Source organism: Ramlibacter sp. AN1133, from assembly GCF_037890035.1.
Classification (GTDB): domain Bacteria; phylum Pseudomonadota; class Gammaproteobacteria; order Burkholderiales; family Burkholderiaceae_C; genus Ramlibacter.
The window spans coordinates 320206-339081 of sequence record NZ_JBBKTQ010000004.1 but is presented as its reverse complement, the minus strand read 5'-3'; the positions used below and the strand labels follow the sequence as shown (position 1 = coordinate 339081).

At 66.5% G+C, this 18876-nt stretch carries 17 protein-coding genes and 1 tRNA gene; 15 read left to right on the top strand and 3 right to left on the bottom strand.

The features are described from left to right. Positions 1–3: 3 nt before the first annotated feature. The 7 genes from WG923_RS07835 (at position 4) to WG923_RS07805 (ending at position 7050) form a co-directional block, all read left to right on the top strand. Positions 4–837 carry an ABC transporter permease gene (locus WG923_RS07835; RefSeq protein WP_340350385.1) on the top strand — a complete coding sequence of 278 codons (834 nt, stop codon included), beginning with the start codon at positions 4–6 and terminating at the stop codon, positions 835–837. Between the two features lie 38 nt (positions 838–875). After that, the gene (gene speB, locus WG923_RS07830) at positions 876–1790 is read left to right on the top strand and encodes an agmatinase (protein WP_340350402.1); all 915 of its coding nucleotides are present in this window, start codon (positions 876–878) and stop codon (positions 1788–1790) included. 23 nt (positions 1791–1813) lie between these two features. Next, entirely contained in the window at positions 1814–3292 is a 1479-nt protein-coding gene (locus WG923_RS07825; protein WP_340350384.1) for an NAD-dependent succinate-semialdehyde dehydrogenase, read from the top strand. A gap of 225 nt (positions 3293–3517) precedes the next feature. Then, entirely contained in the window at positions 3518–4366 is an 849-nt protein-coding gene (locus WG923_RS07820; protein ID WP_340350383.1) for a mechanosensitive ion channel family protein, read from the top strand. Positions 4367–4467: 101 nt separating this feature from the next. Then, entirely contained in the window at positions 4468–5682 is a 1215-nt protein-coding gene (gene pncB, locus WG923_RS07815) for a nicotinate phosphoribosyltransferase (RefSeq protein WP_340350382.1), read from the top strand. A 109-nt stretch (positions 5683–5791) separates the two neighbouring features. Then, positions 5792–6706, top strand: a complete 915-nt coding sequence (locus tag WG923_RS07810) for a DnaJ C-terminal domain-containing protein (RefSeq protein ID WP_340350381.1) — start codon at positions 5792–5794, stop codon at positions 6704–6706. Beyond that, complete coding sequence (locus tag WG923_RS07805) at positions 6703–7050, top strand: hypothetical protein (RefSeq protein WP_340350380.1); 348 nt, start codon at positions 6703–6705, stop codon at positions 7048–7050. The genes WG923_RS07810 and WG923_RS07805 overlap by 4 nt, the downstream gene beginning before the upstream one ends. 6 nt (positions 7051–7056) lie before the next feature. Here WG923_RS07805 and WG923_RS07800 read toward each other — a convergent pair whose 3' ends face one another. Both WG923_RS07800 and WG923_RS07795 read right to left on the bottom strand, forming a co-directional pair. Continuing rightward, on the bottom strand, positions 7057–7260 hold the full coding sequence (locus WG923_RS07800) for a DUF3606 domain-containing protein (RefSeq protein WP_340350379.1): 204 nt from the start codon (positions 7258–7260) through the stop codon (positions 7057–7059). A 94-nt stretch (positions 7261–7354) separates the two neighbouring features. Next, positions 7355–8440 (bottom strand): hypothetical protein, encoded by a 1086-nt coding sequence (locus tag WG923_RS07795; RefSeq protein WP_340350378.1) that lies wholly within the window; start codon positions 8438–8440, stop codon positions 7355–7357. A 141-nt stretch (positions 8441–8581) separates the two neighbouring features. Between WG923_RS07795 and WG923_RS07790 the strand changes: the two genes are divergently transcribed. Further along, positions 8582–9625 carry an aldo/keto reductase gene (locus WG923_RS07790; protein ID WP_340350377.1) on the top strand — a complete coding sequence of 348 codons (1044 nt, stop codon included), beginning with the start codon at positions 8582–8584 and terminating at the stop codon, positions 9623–9625. A gap of 7 nt (positions 9626–9632) precedes the next feature. Here the strand turns inward: WG923_RS07790 and WG923_RS07785 are convergent. Further along, positions 9633–9706 (bottom strand) — tRNA-Gly (locus tag WG923_RS07785). 359 nt (positions 9707–10065) lie between these two features. Between WG923_RS07785 and WG923_RS07780 the strand changes: the two genes are divergently transcribed. From WG923_RS07780 to WG923_RS07750, 7 genes are all read left to right on the top strand, one after another. Then, entirely contained in the window at positions 10066–10737 is a 672-nt protein-coding gene (locus tag WG923_RS07780; protein WP_340350376.1) for a hypothetical protein, read from the top strand. A 72-nt stretch (positions 10738–10809) separates the two neighbouring features. Beyond that, complete coding sequence (locus WG923_RS07775) at positions 10810–11649, top strand: hypothetical protein (protein ID WP_340350375.1); 840 nt, start codon at positions 10810–10812, stop codon at positions 11647–11649. Between the two features lie 448 nt (positions 11650–12097). Then, positions 12098–13096 (top strand): ParA family protein, encoded by a 999-nt coding sequence (locus WG923_RS07770; protein WP_340350374.1) that lies wholly within the window; start codon positions 12098–12100, stop codon positions 13094–13096. After that, positions 13093–13959 (top strand): SIR2 family protein, encoded by an 867-nt coding sequence (locus tag WG923_RS07765; RefSeq protein ID WP_340350373.1) that lies wholly within the window; start codon positions 13093–13095, stop codon positions 13957–13959. Before WG923_RS07770 ends, WG923_RS07765 begins: the two co-directional genes overlap by 4 nt. A 640-nt stretch (positions 13960–14599) precedes the next feature. Then, positions 14600–15625 carry a DUF898 family protein gene (locus tag WG923_RS07760; RefSeq protein ID WP_340350372.1) on the top strand — a complete coding sequence of 342 codons (1026 nt, stop codon included), beginning with the start codon at positions 14600–14602 and terminating at the stop codon, positions 15623–15625. A 170-nt stretch (positions 15626–15795) separates the two neighbouring features. Then, complete coding sequence (locus tag WG923_RS07755; protein WP_340350371.1) at positions 15796–17541, top strand: hypothetical protein; 1746 nt, start codon at positions 15796–15798, stop codon at positions 17539–17541. Positions 17542–17696: 155 nt separating this feature from the next. Then, positions 17697–18860: a helix-turn-helix transcriptional regulator gene (locus WG923_RS07750; protein WP_340350370.1), complete on the top strand. Its 1164-nt coding sequence runs from the start codon at positions 17697–17699 to the stop codon at positions 18858–18860. Positions 18861–18876 lie beyond the last annotated feature (16 nt).

Sequence of the window (18876 nt, the reverse complement as noted above, 5' to 3'; positions counted from 1 at the left end):
TCCATGAAACTGCGCACCCTGCTGCCCGACTTCCCCGCCTACGCCACCCCGCTGGACAAGCTGGGGTGGTGGAGCCTGCGCGCCGCCTGCGTGGGCGTGCTGGCCTTCCTGCTGGTGCCGATCATCGTGATCGTGCCGCTGTCGTTCTCCGACTCGTCCTTCCTCGTCTACCCCATCCCGGGCTGGTCGTTCAAGTGGTACCAGAACCTGTTCACCTCGGACGACTGGATCCGGGCGGCGCGCAACAGCTTCATCGTCGCGCCGCTCGCCACCGTGCTCGCGACGGTGCTGGGCACGCTGGCCGCCGTGGGGCTCGCCCGCACCGACTTCGCCTTCAAGGGCGCGCTCATGAGCCTCCTGATCGCGCCCATGGTGGTGCCGATCGTGGTGGTGGGCGTGGCCACCTACCTGTTCTTCGCGCCCCTGGGCCTGGTGGACAGCTACGCCGGACTGATCATCGTGCACGCGGCGCTGGGCGCGCCCTTCGTGCTGACCACGGTGCTGGCGACACTGCAAGGCTTCAACCACAACCTCGTGCGCGCCTCCCAGAGCCTGGGTGCCAGCCAGCTGACCACGTTCTTCCGCGTCACGCTGCCGGTGATCGCGCCCGGCGTGATCTCCGGCGCGCTGTTCGCGTTCGCCACCTCCTTCGACGAGGTGGTGGTCACGCTGTTCCTGGCCGGCCCCTCTCAGGTGACGCTGCCGCGGCAGATGTTCACCGGCATCCGCGAGAACATCACGCCCACCATCGCCGCCGTGGCGACCCTGCTGATCCTCTTCACCACCAGCCTGCTGCTGGTGCTGGAATGGCTGCGCGGGCGCCGGGAGATGAAGTGACCGAAGGTGCGCGCAACCAGCCCCTGAGCGGCAATGCCATGCCGCGCTTCGCGGGGCCGGGCACCATGATGCGGCTGCCCGCGGCCTCCTCGGCCGACGGCCTGGACGCTGCCTTCATCGGCGTGCCGCTGGACATCGGCGCCTCCCACCGCCCCGGAGCGCGCTTCGGGCCGCGCCAGGTGCGCGCCGAGTCCGCGCTCCTGCGGCCTTACAACATGGCCACGGGTGCGGCGCCGTTCGACACGCTGCAGGTCGCCGACCTCGGCGATGTCGCGATCAACACGTATTCGCTGGACAAGTCGCTGGACATCATCAGCGCCTTCTACGACGAGGTGCTGGCCGCGAACTGCCGGCCGCTGACGATCGGCGGCGACCACACGATCGCCCTGCCGATCCTGCGCGCGCTGGCTCGCAGGCACGGGCCCGTGGCGCTCGTGCATGTCGATGCCCATGCCGACGTCAACGACGAGATGTTCGGCGAGCGCATCGCGCACGGCACGCCGTTCCGCCGCGCCGTGGAGGAAGGCCTGCTCGTCACCGACCGCGTCTGGCAGATCGGCCTGCGCGGCACCGGCTATGCGGCCGACGACTTCGACTGGCCGCGCGCGCAGGGCTTCACGGTGGTGCCGGCGCACGAGGTCTGGTGGCGCTCGCTCGCGCCGCTGATGGCCCAGGTGCGCGAGCGCATCGGGAGCGAACAGGCGGTGTACCTCTCGTTCGACATCGACGGCATCGACCCCGCGTTCGCGGGCGGCACGGGCACGCCGGAAATCGGCGGCCTGACGGTGCCGCAGGCGCTGGAGATCGTGCGGGGCTGCCGCGGCCTGAACATCGTGGGCGCCGACCTCGTGGAGGTCTCCCCGCCCTACGACCCGTCCGGCAACACGGCGCTGCTCGGCGCCAACCTGCTGTACGAAATGCTCTGCGTGCTGCCGGGCGTACGATATCGCTGATACAGGAACTCACGGAGACGGCCATGGACATGAAGACCTCCCCGCTCGCCCTGCTCAAGGATCCGAGCCTGCTGAAGACGGACGCGCTGATCAACGGCGAATGGGTCAAGGGCCCCTCGCGCTTCGACGTGCACGATCCCGCCACCGGCATGAAGCTGGCCGACGTGGCAAACCTCGGCGAGCGCGAAGCCGAACAGGCCATCGAGGCGGCGAACCGCGCCTGGCCCGCCTGGCGCAACAAGACGGCCAAGGAGCGCAGCATCATCCTGCGCAAGTGGTACGACCTGCTGATGGCCAACCAGGAAGACCTGGGCCGGCTCATGACCGCCGAACAGGGCAAGCCCTTCCCCGAAGCCAAGGGCGAGGTGGCCTACGGCGCCAGCTTCGTCGAATGGTTCGCCGAGGAAGCCAAGCGCATCAACGGCGAGACCCTGCCGCAATTCGACAACAACCGCCGCCTGCTGGTGATCCGCCAGCCGATCGGCGTCTGCGCCGCCATCACGCCGTGGAACTTCCCGCTGGCCATGATCACGCGCAAGGTCGCGCCGGCCCTGGCCGCCGGCTGCCCGGTGGTGATCAAGCCGGCCGAACTCACGCCGCTCACCGCCCTGGCCGCCGCCGAACTGGCGATGCGCGCCGGCATCCCGGCGGGCGTGCTCAACCTGCTGACGGCCGACGGCCCCAACAGCATCGCGATCGGCAAGGTGTTCTGCGCCAGCGACGTCGTGCGGCACATCAGCTTCACCGGCTCCACCGAAGTGGGCCGCATCCTGATGGGCCAGAGCGCGCCCACCGTCAAGAAGCTCTCGCTGGAGCTGGGCGGCAATGCGCCGTTCATCGTGTTCGACGACGCCGACATCGACTCCGCCGTCGAAGGCGCGATCGCCAGCAAGTACCGCAACGCCGGCCAGACCTGCGTCTGCGCCAACCGCATCTACGTGCAGGAGGGCGTGTACGACGCCTTCGTGCAGAAGTTCGCCGCCAAGGTGGGGACGATGAAGGTCGGCAACGGCTTCGAGGACGGCGTGGTGCAGGGCCCGCTGATCGAACCCGCCGCGGTCGACAAGGTGCAGAAGCACCTCGACGACGCAAAGGCCAAGGGCGCGCAGATCGTCACGGGTGGCAGCAGGCTCAAGGGCCAGTTCTTCGAGCCGACGGTGCTCTCCGGCGCCACCGGCGACATGCTGTGCGCCAAGGAAGAGACTTTCGGGCCGCTGGCCCCTGTCTTCAAGTTCAAGACCGAGCAGGAAGCGATCGCTGCCGCCAACAACACCGAGTTCGGCCTGGCCAGCTACTTCTACAGCCGCGACGTCGGCCGCATCTTCCGCGTGAGCGAGGCGCTGGAATACGGCATGGTGGGCATCAACGTCGGCATCATCGCCACCGAGCACGTGCCCTTCGGCGGGGTGAAGCAGTCGGGGCTGGGCCGCGAAGGCTCGCACCACGGGATCGACGAGTACGTGGAGATCAAGTACCTCTGCGTTGGGGATGTGCTCAAGTAGGCTGGAGGTGGAGCGCAGCGCAACCCCAGCGCTGCGCGAAAGCGCTGGGGTTCGCAAGGCTCACCGCCAGCCTACGAGATACGCGAACACTCACGCTGACGGACACCGCCCTCCCTCTTTGTAAAGCGCTCCTACACCCGGCCCTGACGACCGCTGACTTGGGCGGCTCACGCATTGGATGAAAGTGTGCGGTAGTTAACGCCATCCGCCACAGGAGATCCGTCCATGCCCACCGCAGTCACCCATTGGAGCGACGCCATGTTCACGTCGCTGGCAGCAGCCATGGCGCTGCTGTTCTCGGCGATACCGAAGATCATCGGTTTCGCGCTGATCATCATCGCCGGCTGGTTCATCGCCTCGCTCATCGAGCGCGGGCTGTCGGCCATCCTGCGCACCATCAAGTTCAACCACCTGGCCGAGCGCGCCGGGCTGGCGGACTTCGTGCAGCGCATGGGAATGAACACCGACGCCGCCGGCATGATCGGCCTCGTCGTCAAGTGGTTCGTGCGCCTGATCGCGCTGGTGGTCGCCTTCGACGCGCTGGGCCTGCCCGCCGTCTCCGAAGTGCTGCGCCAGCTGCTGCTGTGGCTGCCGAACGTGGTCGTCGCGATGGTGGTGCTGGTGATCGGCGGCCTCGCGGCCCGCGCCCTGAGCAACCTGGTGCGCGGCGCGGCCAGCGAAGCGGGCCTGTCGAACACCAACTTCCTGGCCAAGACCTCCGCGGTCATCGTCTGGGCCTTCGCGATCGTCGTCGCGGTCAACCAGCTGGGCATCGCCACCGAACTGGTGAACACGCTCTTCATGGCCGTGGTCGGCGCCATCGCCCTCGGCATGGGCCTGGCCTTCGGCCTGGGCGGCCGCGAAACGGCCGGAGAGATCCTGCGCAAGTGGTACGACAAGGCGCAGGAGAACAAGGGCAAGATCGTGCAGGCGGCCGACAACATGGGCGACCAGGCCCGCGAGAAGATGGATGCCGAGCGCGCCCAGTGGCCCACCGGCGGCTACCCGCAAGGCGGGGGCATGCAGGGCGGCCCGGTGCCGGCCGACAAGCGCCACGACGCGGAAGGCGGCTGATCCTCCCAGCAGCCGCCCCATGCGAAGGAGCCCGCAAGCGCGGGCTCCTTTTCATTGGGGCGCAGCTTTCAGTGCACGCGCCGGTAGCCCAGAATGCAGCCATGGCAGCCCCCGCCCCGACAGCGCACGACCCCGTCGTGCGCAGCCTCCTCGACACCGACCTCTACAAGTTCACGATGTGGCAGCCGATGCTGCACAGGCATCCGCAGACGCAGGCGCTGTACCGCTTCGTGCTGCGCAACACGCCCGAGTACCCCCTGGCTGAACTGTGCGACGACGTGAACGCGCAGCTCGACGCGCTGTGCCGCCTGTCCTTCGCCCGCGACGAACTCGACTACCTGGGCGCGCTGCGCTTCATCAAGTCCGATTTCGTCGACTTCCTGCGGATCTTCCGCTTCCAGCGCGATTTCATCCGCGCGTGGGCCGAGGGCGAGCACCTGCGCATCGAGGCCCGCGGGCCGCAGGTGCATGTGATGGGCTTCGAGATCTTCGTGCTGGCGATCGTCAACGAGCTGTATTTCGGCCGTTTCGACCGCGCCGCCGCCTGGGCCGAGGGCCGCCGGCGCCTGCAGGCCAAGATCGCGCAGTTGCGCGCCTTCGAGCACGAGCCCGCGCTGGCGCACCCGTTCGAGTTCTTCGACTTCGGCGTGCGGCGCCGCTACGCGCGCGACTGGCAGGCCGAGGTGGTGGCCACGCTGGCGCGCGAGCTGCCGCAGTCCTTCAAGGGCACGTCCAACGTGCTGCTGGCGCGCGAATGCGGCATCACGCCGATCGGCACCATGGGGCACGAGTACCTGCAGACCTTCCAGGCCACGGGCGTGCGCCTGCGCGACTTCCAGCGCGCGGCGCTGGAGGAATGGGTGCAGGAGTACCGTGGCGACCTGGGCATCGCGCTCACCGACACGGTGGGCATGGAGGCCTTCCTGGCCGACTTCGACCTCTACTTCGCCAAGCTGTTCGACGGCCTGCGGCAGGACTCGGGCGACCCGTTCGCCTGGGGCGAAAAGGCGCTGGCGCACTACGCCCGGCTGCGGATCAACGCGCACGACAAGCGCCTGGTGTTCTCGGACAGCCTCGACGTCGACAAGGCCCTGGCGCTGTACCGGCACTTCGGCGATCGCGTGAACATGGGGTTCGGCATCGGCACGAACCTCACCAACGACGTGGGCCACCAGCCGCTGAACATCGTGATGAAGCTGGTGGAGGTGAACGGCCAGCCGGTGGCCAAGCTCTCCGATGCGCCGGGCAAGACGCTGGCGACGGACGAAACCTTCCTGGCGTACCTGCGGCAGGTGTTCGGGGTCGCGGCGCCGTGAGACCGCTCGTGCGCGAACCCACGAATCGCGAGCACGCCCTTCCCGATCGCCGCCGATGGGCGAATAATGGCCAAAGCGCTGCCGGCGCGCAAAGTCGATCGAGGCGAACGTGAAGTACAAGGACTACTACTCCATCCTGGAAGTACCGCGTGACGCGCAACCCGAGGCCATCAAGAAGGCCTATCGGCGGCTGGCGCGCAAGTACCACCCGGACGTGTCGAAGGAACCGGAGGCCGAGGCCCGCTTCAAGGAGCTCGGCGAAGCCTACGAGACGCTCAAGGACGAGGAAAAGCGCGCCGCCTACGACGCCCTCGGCCAGCGCCGGCCCGGCGAGGAGTTCAGCGCGCCGCCCGACTGGCGCGAGCACTTCCACGCGGGCGCCGCCGGCGCGGCATTCGAGGATATCGACCTGGCCGACCTGCTCGACGCCCTGGGCCGCGGGCGCCATGGCGGCGGCCACCGTGCGGCGCGCCCGCGGCCGGGCCGCGACTTCGACGTGACGGCGGCGATCAGCCTGCGCGACGCGCAGCGCGGGACGACTTTCGAGATGACCGTGCAGCGGCCCGAGGGCCCGCAGACGCTGCAGGTCACGGTGCCGCCGGGCGTGACCGACGGCCAGAAGCTGCGCCTGCGCGGCCGCGGCGGCAAGGGCAGCAACGGCGGCGCGGACGGCGACATCTACGTGCACCTGCAATTGCTGCCCGACCCGCACTACCGGGTCACCGGCAAGGACCTGTTCTTCGACCTCGCCCTGGCGCCGTGGGAAGCGGCGCTGGGCGCCGAGGTGCGCGTGCCCACCCTGGACGGCGAGGTGCTGCTGAAGGTGCCCGAAGGCACGCACTCCGGGCAGAAGCTGCGCCTGCGCGGCCGCGGCCTGGGCCCGCCCAGCAGCCGCGGGGACCTGTATGCGATCGCGCACATCGACGTGCCACGCGACCTGAGCGCGCGCGAACGCGAACTGTTCGAAGCCCTCGCCAAGGAGAGCCGCTTCGATCCAAGGATGGCGAAGGAGGGGCAGCCATGAACGGCGAAACCGACCACCTGATGCCCGACGACCGCCGGGTGCTCTCCCCGGCCGAATTCGCAGCCGCGGCCGGCCTGACCGAGCCCGAGCTGCGCGAACTGCAGGACTACCGCCTCCTGAACCCTGCGGAACTCGATCTGCGCACCGCGCTCGCGCTGCGCGAAGCCCGGACGCTGGGCACGGACTTCGACCTCGACCTGTTCACCGCCGGCCTGCTGGCGCGCTACATCCGGCAAGTGGGCGAACTGCGATCGGAAGTGCAGCGGCTGCGGGCGCAATCGGCGGCGCGCAGCGTGTACACCGAGGTCTCCTACACCGCCGTGCACGTGCACGGCGCGGGCTAGGCGGCCTCAGGCCGAGGGACGCTCCGAGGCCGGCGCGCGCTTCAGGTGGGCGCGCACCTTGTCCGCCTCGTCGCCCACCGCGGCCACGGCTTCCTTCACGCGCTTCTCGCTCACGTTGAAGTGCCGCGCCCAGGCGCAGACGGCGTAGTCGTAGCTGATGTCGATGCGTTCCTTGCGGGCGGAACGGGTGGGGTTCTGCTGGGGGACCATCGCTTGTGTCATCTCCGAAAGCGACGATGCTAGCCAGCGGCCCACGCCGCCGGTGTAGGACGCGGCCCAGCCTGCGCGACAGCGCGGCAGTGGCCTAGAAGACCTTGGCCAGTTCCATCGCCAGCAGCGCCTGCAGTTGATTGCGCAACTCCGAGCGGCTCACGCGGCTGGTGGCGCCATCGTGCCAGGTGCCGAGCTCGACGACGTTGTCGGCCTCCACGATCTCCAGGAACGGGAAGTTCAGGTTCCGCCGCAGCACGTGCTGGCGCAGCGCCTCGAAGCCGCCCTCGCGCACGGCCTCGTCGAGGATGATCATGTCCGGCAGTTCCAGCTCGCAGAAGCGCACCGCCTGCGCGCAGTCCTGCACCACGTCGAGCACCAGCCGCATGCGGCGGCAGACCATGTCGATCTCCCAGGCCGTCTCGGTATTGCGCGTGACCAGCAGCAGGTGGTGGCCGGCGAACGAGGACGAGGCCGCCGACAGGTCCGCGCCGGCATCCACCTCCATCGCCGTGAGGCCGGCCAGCTGCTTGACCGTGCGCGGGAATTCCACCGTGATCTGCACGAACTCCGTCTCGCTGCTGCGGCGCACCGTCACGCCGGTGGCGTCGGCCAGCCGGCACAGGTAGATCCAGTGCAGCGAGTGCGAAGCCTCGATCTCGCGGCCGTCGCGGAAGTGCGGCCGCGAGCGGATGGTGAGCAGCGCGTGCTCGGGCCAGTGCTGCATCGCCAGCCACACCTGCAGCCGCTCGCCGTCGCAGGCGGCGCATTCCAGCGCGATTTCGCACAGGCTCACCAGCAGCGCCGGATCGGTGATCACCTCCAGGGGCTGCAGGTGCGGCTCGATCTCGATGCCCTGGCGCAGGTAGCGCCCCTCGTTCTCGTCCAGCACGTGGCGGATCACCTCCGCAAGGTCCAGGCGCTCGTGCGACTGGCGCAGCCGCCCGTGCGCCAGGCGCGTGATCTGCTGGCTGGTGATGGCGATGCGCTGCAGGTGGTCTGCCGCGTCGGTGAAGGCGCGTGCTTCGGAATGCGTCATGAGGCCCGCGGCCTTGAGCCGCTGGACGACCTCCAGCGCGGGGGTGACGTGGTGCGCGAGCTCCGCGCCGATGAGGCCAGGCACCTCCCAGGCGTCGATGCCCGCCACGTCGCGCGGCGCTGCCGACCCGATTCGCTTCATGCGCGCTACTGTAGGGTCGGCGGCCACCGCATCGTGAAGCTTTGCTGACCCGCAGCGCGCGGCGTGCGCATTGTTTGATCGCGCGCAAACCCGCACGAAGCGCCGCACAATCGATGCTTCGCGAAAGACAGGAGCCCCAGCATGCGCCACGTTCCCCTGGGCCGCACCGGCCTGTTCGTCTCCGAGCTGTGCCTCGGCACCATGACCTTCGGCGGCAGCGAGGGCATGTGGGGCGCCATCGGCAAGCTGCAGCAATCCGACGCGGAGCGGCTGGTGGGCCAGGCGCTGGACGCGGGCATCAACTTCATCGACACCGCCGACGTGTACGCGGGCGGCGCCTCGGAGCAGATCACCGGGCAGGCGCTGCGCAACCTGAAGGTGGCGCGCGACCAGGTGGTGGTCGCCACCAAGGTGTTCGGCGAGACCGGCCCCGGCGCCAACATGCGAGGCGCCACGCGCAGCCACATCCTCGACGGCGTGAAGGCGAGCCTGAAGCGCCTGCAGCTCGAACACATCGACCTGTACCAGATCCACGGCTTCGACCCCGCCACGCCCATCGAGGAGACCGTGCGGGCGCTGGACCAACTGGTGCGCCACGGGCACGTGCGCTACGTGGGCGTCTCGAACTGGGCGGCCTGGCAGATCGTGAAGGCGCTGGGCATCTCCGAGCGCCTGGGCCTCGCGCGCTTCGAGTCGCTGCAGGCGTACTACACGGTGGCGGGCCGCGACCTCGAACGCGAGCTGATCCCGATGCTGCGCAGCGAGGGGGTGGGGCTGATGGTGTGGAGCCCGCTGGCGGGCGGGCTGCTAAGCGGCAAGTACGGGCGAGCGCAGCAGGCGGAGGCAGGCAGCCGGCGTGTTTCCTTCGACTTCCCGCCGGTGAACAAGGACCGTGCGTGGGATGTCGTCGACGTGATGCGCGAGATCGCGCAGGCGCGCGGCTGCACGGTGCCGCAGGTGGCGCTGGCGTGGCTGCTGCACCAGCCGCAGGTGACGAGCGTGATCGTGGGCGCGAAGAAGCCGGAGCAGCTGGCCGACAACATCGGGGCGACGCAGGTGCGGCTGGAGGCGGGGGAGATGGAGAAGCTGGATGCGGTGAGCAAGCTGCCGGGGGAGTATCCGGGGTGGATGTTCGAGAGGCAGGGAGAAGCGCGGAGGAAACAGCTGCGGGACGCAGCGCGCTGAAACCGACTGGAGCGGGCGATGGGAATCGAACCCACGTCTTGAGCTTGGGAAGCTCAGGTCCTGCCATTGAACGACGCCCGCGGTTCAGGAGCGGATTCTAAGCGGGATTCGGCGGAGCCTTCCAGCGGCTGGGCATAGAAATGGCGTCACTTGCGAGGCGGCGACCAGGGCTGCTTCCAAGGTCCATCTTTGGTGTCTGCTTCGACTCGATTGCTGTTGTCACGCTTTAACTGCGCTGGTGGCGTCCTTCCGGACCAAACATACGGTTCGCGCGGCGAACGAGTGGCCGCTTCAGACTGGCTGCTGCCGTTCGAATCTGGCGGAGGAATGTCGGCTGATGTTCTCCACTTGGCTGGGCCAATTTCCAAGTGCTCCGTTCGGTCACCTCCTCTTCGAAACGCCTGGTTACGGTAAGCTGCGATGAGGAGGAAGAGAACACTATGGCTTCGACAGGTGGCGCCGGCAGGCGTAAGTGGGTAGCGTGGACGGTGGCCGTTGTACTCGTCGCGGCAAGCGGCACTGGCGCAGTCGTCTTCCACGAAAGAAAGCAGCAGGCCGCCCAAAACGCAGCTCATAAGGACGCGGTTCGCGCAGCGGTGAAGATGGCGAGCATCTATGCCACCGACATCGGCGAGCTTGAGACGAAGTCGTCCAAGATCACTTTCGGGGAGTACTTCAAAAAGACTGAAGCTGCTCTTTCGGAGATCGACAAGTCAGCGATCCAGCTAAAGAGCGCTGCGACGGGTGCCAACCCATACTTGGACCCGAGCCTCGGATACATCAAGCAAGTGCAGGATCTGATCCGCACCTTGAACGCGGGCACGCGCGCTACCATGAGCGCCAGTTCAGTCTCGGACCGCGTCGATCGGATTGCCGGCGGAAGTTTCAGCGTCAGTTTTAGATTGGAACAACTCCAGGAAGCCCAGCGGGATCTGAAGAAGGCCATCGAGGACAAGGAGAAAGCTGATGCTGAAGGTCTTCAACAACTAAAGTCTCTCAGACCGAAGGCAGCGTGGGTACAGACGACTCTTGGGCCGGATGCTGGCATCGCTCCCAATCTGTTCGACGAATTGGAAAAGAAGCTAAGCGGGAGCAAATCGAAGGCGTCGTAGGGGGTTCGATTCCTCTTTCCCTAGGCCGAACTACCTGCGCCACCCCTGACCGCTCACAGCGAGGGATTTCTCATGCTGCCGGAGAACTTCAGGACCTACTTTGACCACGAGTGCAGCAGCGCATTCGCAGACCGCTGGAGCGCAATGAAGGAGCCCCTGCAGCGGCTGCTTGATGCGGCTGAGCGGCGCGGCGGCATGCTCTCGGGAGGATACATAGGCGGGTTGCGAGACATTTATTCGAGTGAGGTGCAGGAGCGCAGTAAGGCGATCATGGCGGCGCTCGAGACAGCCGCGGTTGCTTTTCGAACAGACCTCTCGCCTCTAATGGATGAAGAGATCGTCCAACTCGCGGAATCCCGCTTCACGCCGCAAGTCGAGGCACTGAGGGGCGCCTACAAACGGGAAATCGAAAGCCTTTCAGCTCAACTCCCTGAGCAGGTGGCATACCTCACGGACACGAAAATCGCCGCTGCTTCGGCGGGTCTATCCAATGGTGTGCGTCGATTTCTTTGGAAGCTCCACAACGTGCCGAAACCTATGCCCGCGCCGACCACTCAGAACACGATGAACGTGCACGGAACCGTGATGACTGCGGTTCAGGCCGGCGCGAATTCGGTTACGCATATCCAGCAGACGCTGCAGATCGGCGCCGACGCGACCAGGCTGATCGAGGCGCTCGGGACGCTCCGCGCTCACCTCGCCGAGGCGGAGGACGTTCCCGCAGATGCAAAGCAGGCAATCGTGGAGCAAGTCGACCAGGCTCACGGAGAGCTGGCGCGTGAAGCTCCGAACAAGTTTAAGGTAACGGCGACTCTGTCGGGAGTGGGCACCCTTATCCAGACCATGGGCAGCCTGCAAGGCGCATGGGACGTCGTGAAGGTCGCGGCCAGCGCCTTCGGAATCAATCTCTGACCTCTTCGAGCCGCGCATCGTGTCCTGGGCCGACAACGAGTTCAAGATCGTAGGCTAAGGCGTATGGATGCCGCGTACTTCTCTGGAGCGCTGACGCCGCTCATTGGCTTCACGCGATCAACAGTGGCGGCGTTCCGCCCCGGATGGCGGCTCCAGACTGATTGCTGACGGCCCCGAATCTTGTACCCGAGTGACGCCTTTTTTCGGAACGTGCCGTTCGCCAGTCAGTCGAGGGGTGATGGCCCTATGCAATATGACGAACGCTGAACGCATCTCTCTACCGATCTGACGAAGGATTGAGCTTCGAGTCCGCACGGGTCGGACCATACGCCAGCTTAGGACGCCAGCGTACTCTGTTGCTCGCCACTATCGCTCTTGCTCGCGGCGTATGCTCGCTTTGGCGCCGCTTGGTGTAGCATCAATGCAACCAGGCCAACATTGAGCGAAGATGAAAACCGTCGTGTTTTTCAACAATAAGGGCGGCGTCGGGAAGACGACGCTGCTGTGCAATCTGGCCGGCTACCTCGCTCTCGAAAGACATGCCAAGGTCTTGGTGATTGATGCCGATCCGCAGTGCAACGCGACTCAGAGCATGTTCAGCGACACAACGCTGTCGAACCTCTACGAGAAGAAGTCGTTCACGATTGACAGCGTCGTTAGACCCTTGTCACTCGGCAAAGGATTTACGAGCGACTTCCAACCGATACGTAGCCCGTCGTTTGGGACCGATGTCTTGCCTGGAGATCCGCGTCTTGCACTCACCGAGGATCTGCTTGCGACGGACTGGGGGCAGGCCACGTCTGGGAGCGTCCGCGGCCTGAGAACAACGCTACTCTTTCGACACCTTCTGGAATTTGCTAGTGACTACGACTACGTGTTTTTCGACGTAGGACCTTCACTCGGTGCAATTAATCGTTCAGTCTTGCTTGCGGCCGATTACTTCTTGACGCCGATGTCGACAGACATCTTTAGTTTGCGAGCGCTCGAAAACATTTCGCTGTCACTGCAGAAATGGCGGAAGCAGTTCACCGCCTCGGTAGAGTCGATCAATGAAGATGAGGTTAGCGAGGTAGGTGTCGGCGATCTGACTTGGCGCTTGCGCTTTGTCGGCTATGTCACTCAGCAGTACACTGCAAAGCGCGATGCTGGCGGTGAACCGCGAGCTGTTCGAGCTTTCGAGCAAATCCATAGGAAGGTGCCTTCGGCAGTGGCCAAGGAGCTAGTTGCACCGCTGCAACCTGAACACGCCGCGATCAACTATTCCTTGGGAACAATTCCGACTCTCCATAGCCTGATCCCTCTCAGTCAGACCAGCAGGCGACCAATCTTCGCATTGCGCGCCGCGGATGGTGTTGTAGGAGCCCACTTCGCCAAGGTAACAGAGTACCGAAAGACGATCGGTTCGATAGCGACCCGGTTACTCACCAATATCAAGGCCTTCGAATGATCGCGTGGCCGACGCCATTGATCGAAGAGATTGCACGCCGTCGCGCGATTTTGTTCCTTGGATCGGGTGTTTCGAAGCAGTCGACAGGAGTTGGCGGCAAGAGACCCCCTCTGTGGAATGAATTCCTGGAGGCTGGAGTCGCTCGCTGCGCGCAAGCCAAGCAAGCCAGAGAAGTGCGAAGCTTCATCAAAGCTGGCGAACTGCTAATGGCTTGTGAGCTACTTAAGGAAGCGCTTGGCAATGGTTGGGGGCCGTTGATCGACGATGAGTTCGTTAATCCTCACTATCAGCCATCGCGGATTCATGATCTGATCTTCAAGCTCGACGTCAGGCTTGTTGTGACGCAGAACTTCGACAAGATCTATGACACGCTGGCGGCGGCCCAGTCGCAAGGCACGGTCGTGGTTAAGTCGTACAGCGAGGACGATGCTGCAACGTTCATTCGAAAGAGGCAACGGGTCGTGCTGAAGGCACACGGCTCAATCGATTCTCCCAACGAGATGGTTTTCACTCGCGGCGACTATGCAAGGGCGCGGCACGCGCACGCGGGGTTCTATGCGCTCTTAGACGGGTTAATCCTCACTCACACATGCCTATTCATCGGATGTGGACTCAACGATCCGGATATTTCGATGATGCTGGAGCGAGCGGTCCAGCTCCACCCTTCGACATTTCCACACTACATCGCGATGGGTACCACGGCGAGTGCTCAGGTCCTGAAAGCATACCGGCGAACATTGAATCTCGAGGTCCTTCCGTATCGATCTACAGACAATCACGTTGCACTGACCGAAGCACTTGAACAACTGGTTGGACTGGTTGAGTCTCGTCGAGATGGTTTGGCCGCCTCACGCGACTGGTAACTCGTCTTGAATTCGACGCTATTCTTACCGTGACGCACCTACGAGTGTTCGGTTCGTGGATCTCCAGGTACGCCAATGGCCGGCCGCCAATGTCTGGAGCACGAATCTTGAACTCTAGGAGAGCATGCCTGCGGTGACCGCAGCGCTTGAAGTTTGCCAGCATTGTTCGCATCGCTTTTCAATCGGTCGGCGACGGAATCAGGCTTGTTGCTCGTATGACGGTGATCCTGCCGCAACCGTGAGTTCAGGCAGCAGTCGCCGCTGACCGCAACCGCTGCAAAGCAGTCGTTTCTCGCCGACAAGGAGAGGTCACTGCTGCCCCAGTTTCAAGCGAGCGTCAGTTCGCTCTTGGGCCAGATGCAGCCCTGGTCGCCGCCTCGCAAGTGACGCCATTTCTGTGCCCAGCCACTGGAAGGCTCCGCCGAATCCCGCTTAGAATCCGCTCCTGAACCGCGGGCGTCGTTCAGTGGCAGGACCTGAGCTTCCCAAGCTCAAGACGTAGGTTCACGCCGCCGATGCGGAACTGCGAGCCGTGCCTTCCCAGCTTGAACAAGAATTCCGGCTATTAAACACAAGCCGGCATTGCTTTAATTGGGCTCGCGCGTCGCATTCATCGGTCCGGGCCCAATCCCGATCGCACATGCGTCCCCTGCCCCTCACCTTCACCGGCGGCCCCGACGACCTCCGCCGCCACACCCGCCGCGATCTCCTGATCAACATCGTCCTCGGCGGCCTCTACACACCCATCGCGCGCCGGCACACTAACGAATACCTCGCTGCCCACACCACCCTCGACGGCACGCCGCTCGTGCACGTCGACCTGCCGCACTCGCGCTGGCCCGCGATCCTGCTGGTGCTCGCCTTCGTCGCGCTGCGCGTCGCCAACGAATTCGGCGCCGGGCCGCCGCTGCCCCTCGTGATCGTGTGCGGCGTGCTGCTTCTTCCCTACCTGTGGGGCACCGTGACGATGCGGGCCGTCGGCGCCGTGCGCTGGCGGCAACTGCAGCCCTGGTTCACGCCGAGGTGGAAGGAGATCTACCTGCAAAGCTGGCCGCTGCTCCTGCTCGGGGCGGCGTGGGCCATCGCGCAGCCGCGCGTCGCCGCCATCGCACCCGCGCCCGGCGCGATCGACCTGCGATGGCTCGCGGCCCTGGCCGCAGCGGCGATCGTCGCCTTTCCGCTGCTCGCACGCCAGTCCTTCAACTGGCGCCGCCTGCGCCTTACGCACACGCGCGTGGCCGGTGTTCCCATCACCTGGGACGCGCCCTTCGCGCGTTACCTGCGCCTGTGGTTCCTCGCTGCGCTGGCCGTGCTCGTGACGGCGGTCGCGCCCGTGCTGCTCCTGCGCCAGGCCCTCTTCGGCTCGCTGGCGGACTTGCCGGAGACCCAGGCCGCTCTGGTGTACCTCGCCGCGATCCTGCTGGCCTTCCTGCTGTCGGTGCCGGCACGCGCATGGTACGAAGCCGAGGTCTTCCATCTCACCTGGGACGGGCTGCGGGTGGATGACCGGCTGCGCGTCGAGTGCGGCCTCGACGTGCGTGCTTTCGTCCTCACGCGCACCGCAGGCGCGTGGCGCACGTTCATCACCTTCGGCTTGCACCATCCCCGCGCCGTCGTCGCGGCGTACCAGGCCAGGCTGGCGGCCCTGAGGGTCTGGGCCGCGTAACGCGCTTCGCAATCGGCATGTGCGTTGTTGCCCGACGCCGCCTCGCAGCTCGCACAAAGGGAGGAGACACGCGCGCCGGCCGCGCAAAACCGCGCCGTTGCATGCTCGAATGCCGGCGGCAAGTCGGCCCGGGTCGCGGGGCGACAGCCGTCAACACGAGGGGAACGCACTTGAAGCCCAAAACGATTGCCTTGACTCTGGCCGCCGGCGCGGTCGCGATGCTGGTGGCCGCCTGCGGCGGCGGCGGTGGTGGCGATGCCCCGCCAGCGCCTGCTCCCGCACCCGATCCTTCGCTGCAGGTCTCCGGCACGGCCGCCACCGGCGCGGCGCTCGCCGACGCCTCGGTGGAAGTGAAGTGCGCCACCGGCACGGGCACGGCCACCACCGGCGCGACCGGCATGTACACGGTCACGATCACCGGCGGCGCCCTGCCCTGCCTGGTGGAAGTGAAGAAGACCGTCGGCGGCACCACGATCACGCTGCACTCGGTGGTGGAGGCCGGCACGCTGAACGAGACCGACCGCCGAACCAGCGCGGTCGCGAACGTCACGCCGATCACCGAGATGATCGTGGCGCACCTGGGCGCCGCGCTGCCCGAGGACAGCTTCAAGGGCTTCAAGGGCGACGCGATCACGCAGGCCCAGATCGATGCGGCCAAGGCCGCAATCGTCACCGCGCTGAAGAACGCCGGCATCGACGTGAGCGGCATCGATCCGCTGAAGGCGGAACTCGTGGCCGGCACGTCCTCCGGCAAGGGCAACGCCTACGACCAGCTGCTCGACGCGCTGGGCGCGAAGGTGGACGACGACGCGCTGAAGATCGTGGTGAACCAGATCGCCGCCGCCGCGCTCGCCAAGTCCGACGACGGCCTGAAGGACGCGATGGAGGCCGTGTCCGGCGGCAGCCTGGCCGGCTGCCCGGTGGCCGTGAGCGGCAAGTACCGCACGGTGGACCACTTCGGCCGGCTGGTCACGCGCTCCGTCGACTTCAAGACGATGAAGTTCCAGGCCGCGACCGGCACGGACATGCTCGACATCACCGCCGATGCCACCAGGCCTTGCGAGTTCACGGCCAGCGGCACGGTGGGCGGCCAGGCGGCGGAGTACCAGGTGGTGATGGGGCCGAACGGCCTGGGCGCCTATCGGTCGCGCAACCTGAACCCGGCCACGCCGGGCACGGTGGGCTACATCTTCCCGGCGCAGTCGCACTCCTATTCCGCCTTCCGCGGCACGTGGACCTTCCTGCAAAGCGGCGTGGTCGACCCCGGCAGCCTCACCCACCTGCCCGGCCAGGTCACCTTCGGCGAGGAGCGCAAGGTGAGCGTGTGCGACTACAACACCAGCACCTGGCAGTGCGTCGCCGACACGACGGCCAACATCACGGCCACCGAACGGGCGGACGGCGGCATCGACGTGGGCGACGCCAGCGGCACCGGCGTGACGCTGTATGCATACCGCGCCCCGAACGGCAGCTTCGCGCTGTTCGGCACGACCGATGCCAACGGCGGCACGCCGACCACGGACCCGGCGAGCACGCTGATCGCGGGCAAGCTTTCCACGCTGCCGCTGCCCGCCGTGGGCACCGAGGTGAAGTTCTGGGACGTGCAGCTGGCCATCACCGGCACCACGCGCACCACCACCGCCCCCAGCCCGGACTCGAACACGGTCCTCACGGTGGATGCCGCCACGCAGACGGTGACGCGCAAGCGCTCCTCGGATGGCCGCGAGGATGTCGTGCACTACAACGACCCGCTGGCCGGGGTGCGCACGCGCGATGCCGGAAGCTTCAACAACCAGCCCTTCGCTGCCGTCCACCAGATCCCGCTGCCGGGCATGGGCCTGACCCTGTCGGTCAACAGCGTGCCGGCCAGCGCGACGAGCACGTACATCGTCAACATCAGCGTGAACCGGCCGTAAGGCGCCCTTCCGCTGCTCGATGGCAGGCCCGGACGGTTTCGCCGTCCGGGCTTTTTCATGGGCCCCCTGCACGGATCCGCATCCGCCGCTACACTCCGCGCGGCCCGCCCCCCGGGGCGCGCCCGGCCAGAACCAACAAGAGCCAAGGCCTCGCGATGGATTTGTCAGAGCAGTCGTTGCACGGGTTGATCGAGCTGGTCTACGACGCGGCGGAACACCAGGAGCGCTGGCGCGCGGTGTACGACCGGCTGCGGGACGTGCTGCGGGTCAAGTCGATCCACATGTTCGCCCTCGACAAGCGCCACGGCACGCTGTCGTACAGCGACGGCGCGAACCTGCCGGTGGAAGGCGAACTGGCCTACCTGCAGCGCTACCGCTTCATCGATCCGCGCATCCCGCTCGTGCTGTCGAAACCCGTGGGGACCTGGACGCACTTCCCGCAGGACCTGCCGCCCGACATGGTGGCCACGCACCCGCTCTACCAGGAATTCCTCGTCCCCTACGACCGCGCGTTCGGCAGCGCCTGCGTGCTGGTGGACACGCCCGAGGCGAGCGTGGTCTTCTCCACCCTCGGCGGCGCGGCGGAAGGGCCGCTCGCGCCCGAAGCGCTCGCCGTCCTCGATCGGCTGCTGCCGCACCTGGCGCGCGCCTGCCGCATCAGCCTGCGCAGCTTCGTGTATTCGACGCAGGCGCTCGTGGGGCACCTGCTGGTGAACCGGCTGCGCCAGCCGGTGATCCTGACCGGCCCCGAAGGGGAGGTGGTGCACACCAATCCGGCGGCCAAGGAACTGCTGCGGACGGTGGACCTGGTAAGGGTGGAGGAGGGGCGGCTGCGCCTGCCCTCGCCGCACCAGGAGGAACTGCTGCGGCGCTGCGCGGAGATGGAACAGGCCCTGAAGGGCCCGGACAGCGAGGCGGCGGAGGATGGCGAGGACACGCAGTTCCGCTCGCTGCGCATCACGGCGCCGGACCAGCCCGACGCGCTCTATGCCTTCTTCACCCTGCTGTCGCCGCAGGGCGCGATGGGCACCTTCGGGCTGCGGCCGGTGGTGATGCTGCTGTTCTACCACCCGGCCTCCGCGCCCGCGAGCGACGGCAACCTGCTGCACGCGGTGTTCGGCCTCTCGCCGGCGGAAGCGCGCATCGCGACGCTGCTGGCCGAGGGGCTGTCGCTCAAGCAGATCGCCGAGGTGCAGGGCACGCAGCACGACACGGTGCGCAAGCAGCTGCGGTCGATCTACGAAAAGACCGCGACCAATCGCCAGCCCGAACTGGTCCGCCTGCTGTTGCACCTGCCGCACCAGGCCGTGCAGTACTGAGGGGGACTGGCCGTTT

Excerpts from the sequence above, each read along its gene's own strand:
- WG923_RS07835 (WP_340350385.1), top strand. The coding sequence starts at position 4 with ATGAAACTGCGCACCCTGCTGCCCGACTTCCCCGCCTACGCCACCCCG.
- speB (WP_340350402.1), top strand. The coding sequence starts at position 876 with ATGCCGCGCTTCGCGGGGCCGGGCACCATGATGCGGCTGCCCGCGGCC.
- WG923_RS07825 (WP_340350384.1), top strand. The coding sequence starts at position 1,814 with ATGGACATGAAGACCTCCCCGCTCGCCCTGCTCAAGGATCCGAGCCTG.
- WG923_RS07820 (WP_340350383.1), top strand. The coding sequence starts at position 3,518 with ATGCCCACCGCAGTCACCCATTGGAGCGACGCCATGTTCACGTCGCTG.
- pncB (WP_340350382.1), top strand. The coding sequence starts at position 4,468 with ATGGCAGCCCCCGCCCCGACAGCGCACGACCCCGTCGTGCGCAGCCTC.
- WG923_RS07805 (WP_340350380.1), top strand. The coding sequence starts at position 6,703 with ATGAACGGCGAAACCGACCACCTGATGCCCGACGACCGCCGGGTGCTC.
- WG923_RS07800 (WP_340350379.1), bottom strand. The coding sequence starts at position 7,260 with ATGGTCCCCCAGCAGAACCCCACCCGTTCCGCCCGCAAGGAACGCATC.
- WG923_RS07795 (WP_340350378.1), bottom strand. The coding sequence starts at position 8,440 with ATGAAGCGAATCGGGTCGGCAGCGCCGCGCGACGTGGCGGGCATCGAC.
- WG923_RS07790 (WP_340350377.1), top strand. The coding sequence starts at position 8,582 with ATGCGCCACGTTCCCCTGGGCCGCACCGGCCTGTTCGTCTCCGAGCTG.
- WG923_RS07780 (WP_340350376.1), top strand. The coding sequence starts at position 10,066 with ATGGCTTCGACAGGTGGCGCCGGCAGGCGTAAGTGGGTAGCGTGGACG.
- WG923_RS07775 (WP_340350375.1), top strand. The coding sequence starts at position 10,810 with ATGCTGCCGGAGAACTTCAGGACCTACTTTGACCACGAGTGCAGCAGC.
- WG923_RS07770 (WP_340350374.1), top strand. The coding sequence starts at position 12,098 with ATGAAAACCGTCGTGTTTTTCAACAATAAGGGCGGCGTCGGGAAGACG.
- WG923_RS07765 (WP_340350373.1), top strand. The coding sequence starts at position 13,093 with ATGATCGCGTGGCCGACGCCATTGATCGAAGAGATTGCACGCCGTCGC.
- WG923_RS07760 (WP_340350372.1), top strand. The coding sequence starts at position 14,600 with ATGCGTCCCCTGCCCCTCACCTTCACCGGCGGCCCCGACGACCTCCGC.
- WG923_RS07750 (WP_340350370.1), top strand. The coding sequence starts at position 17,697 with ATGGATTTGTCAGAGCAGTCGTTGCACGGGTTGATCGAGCTGGTCTAC.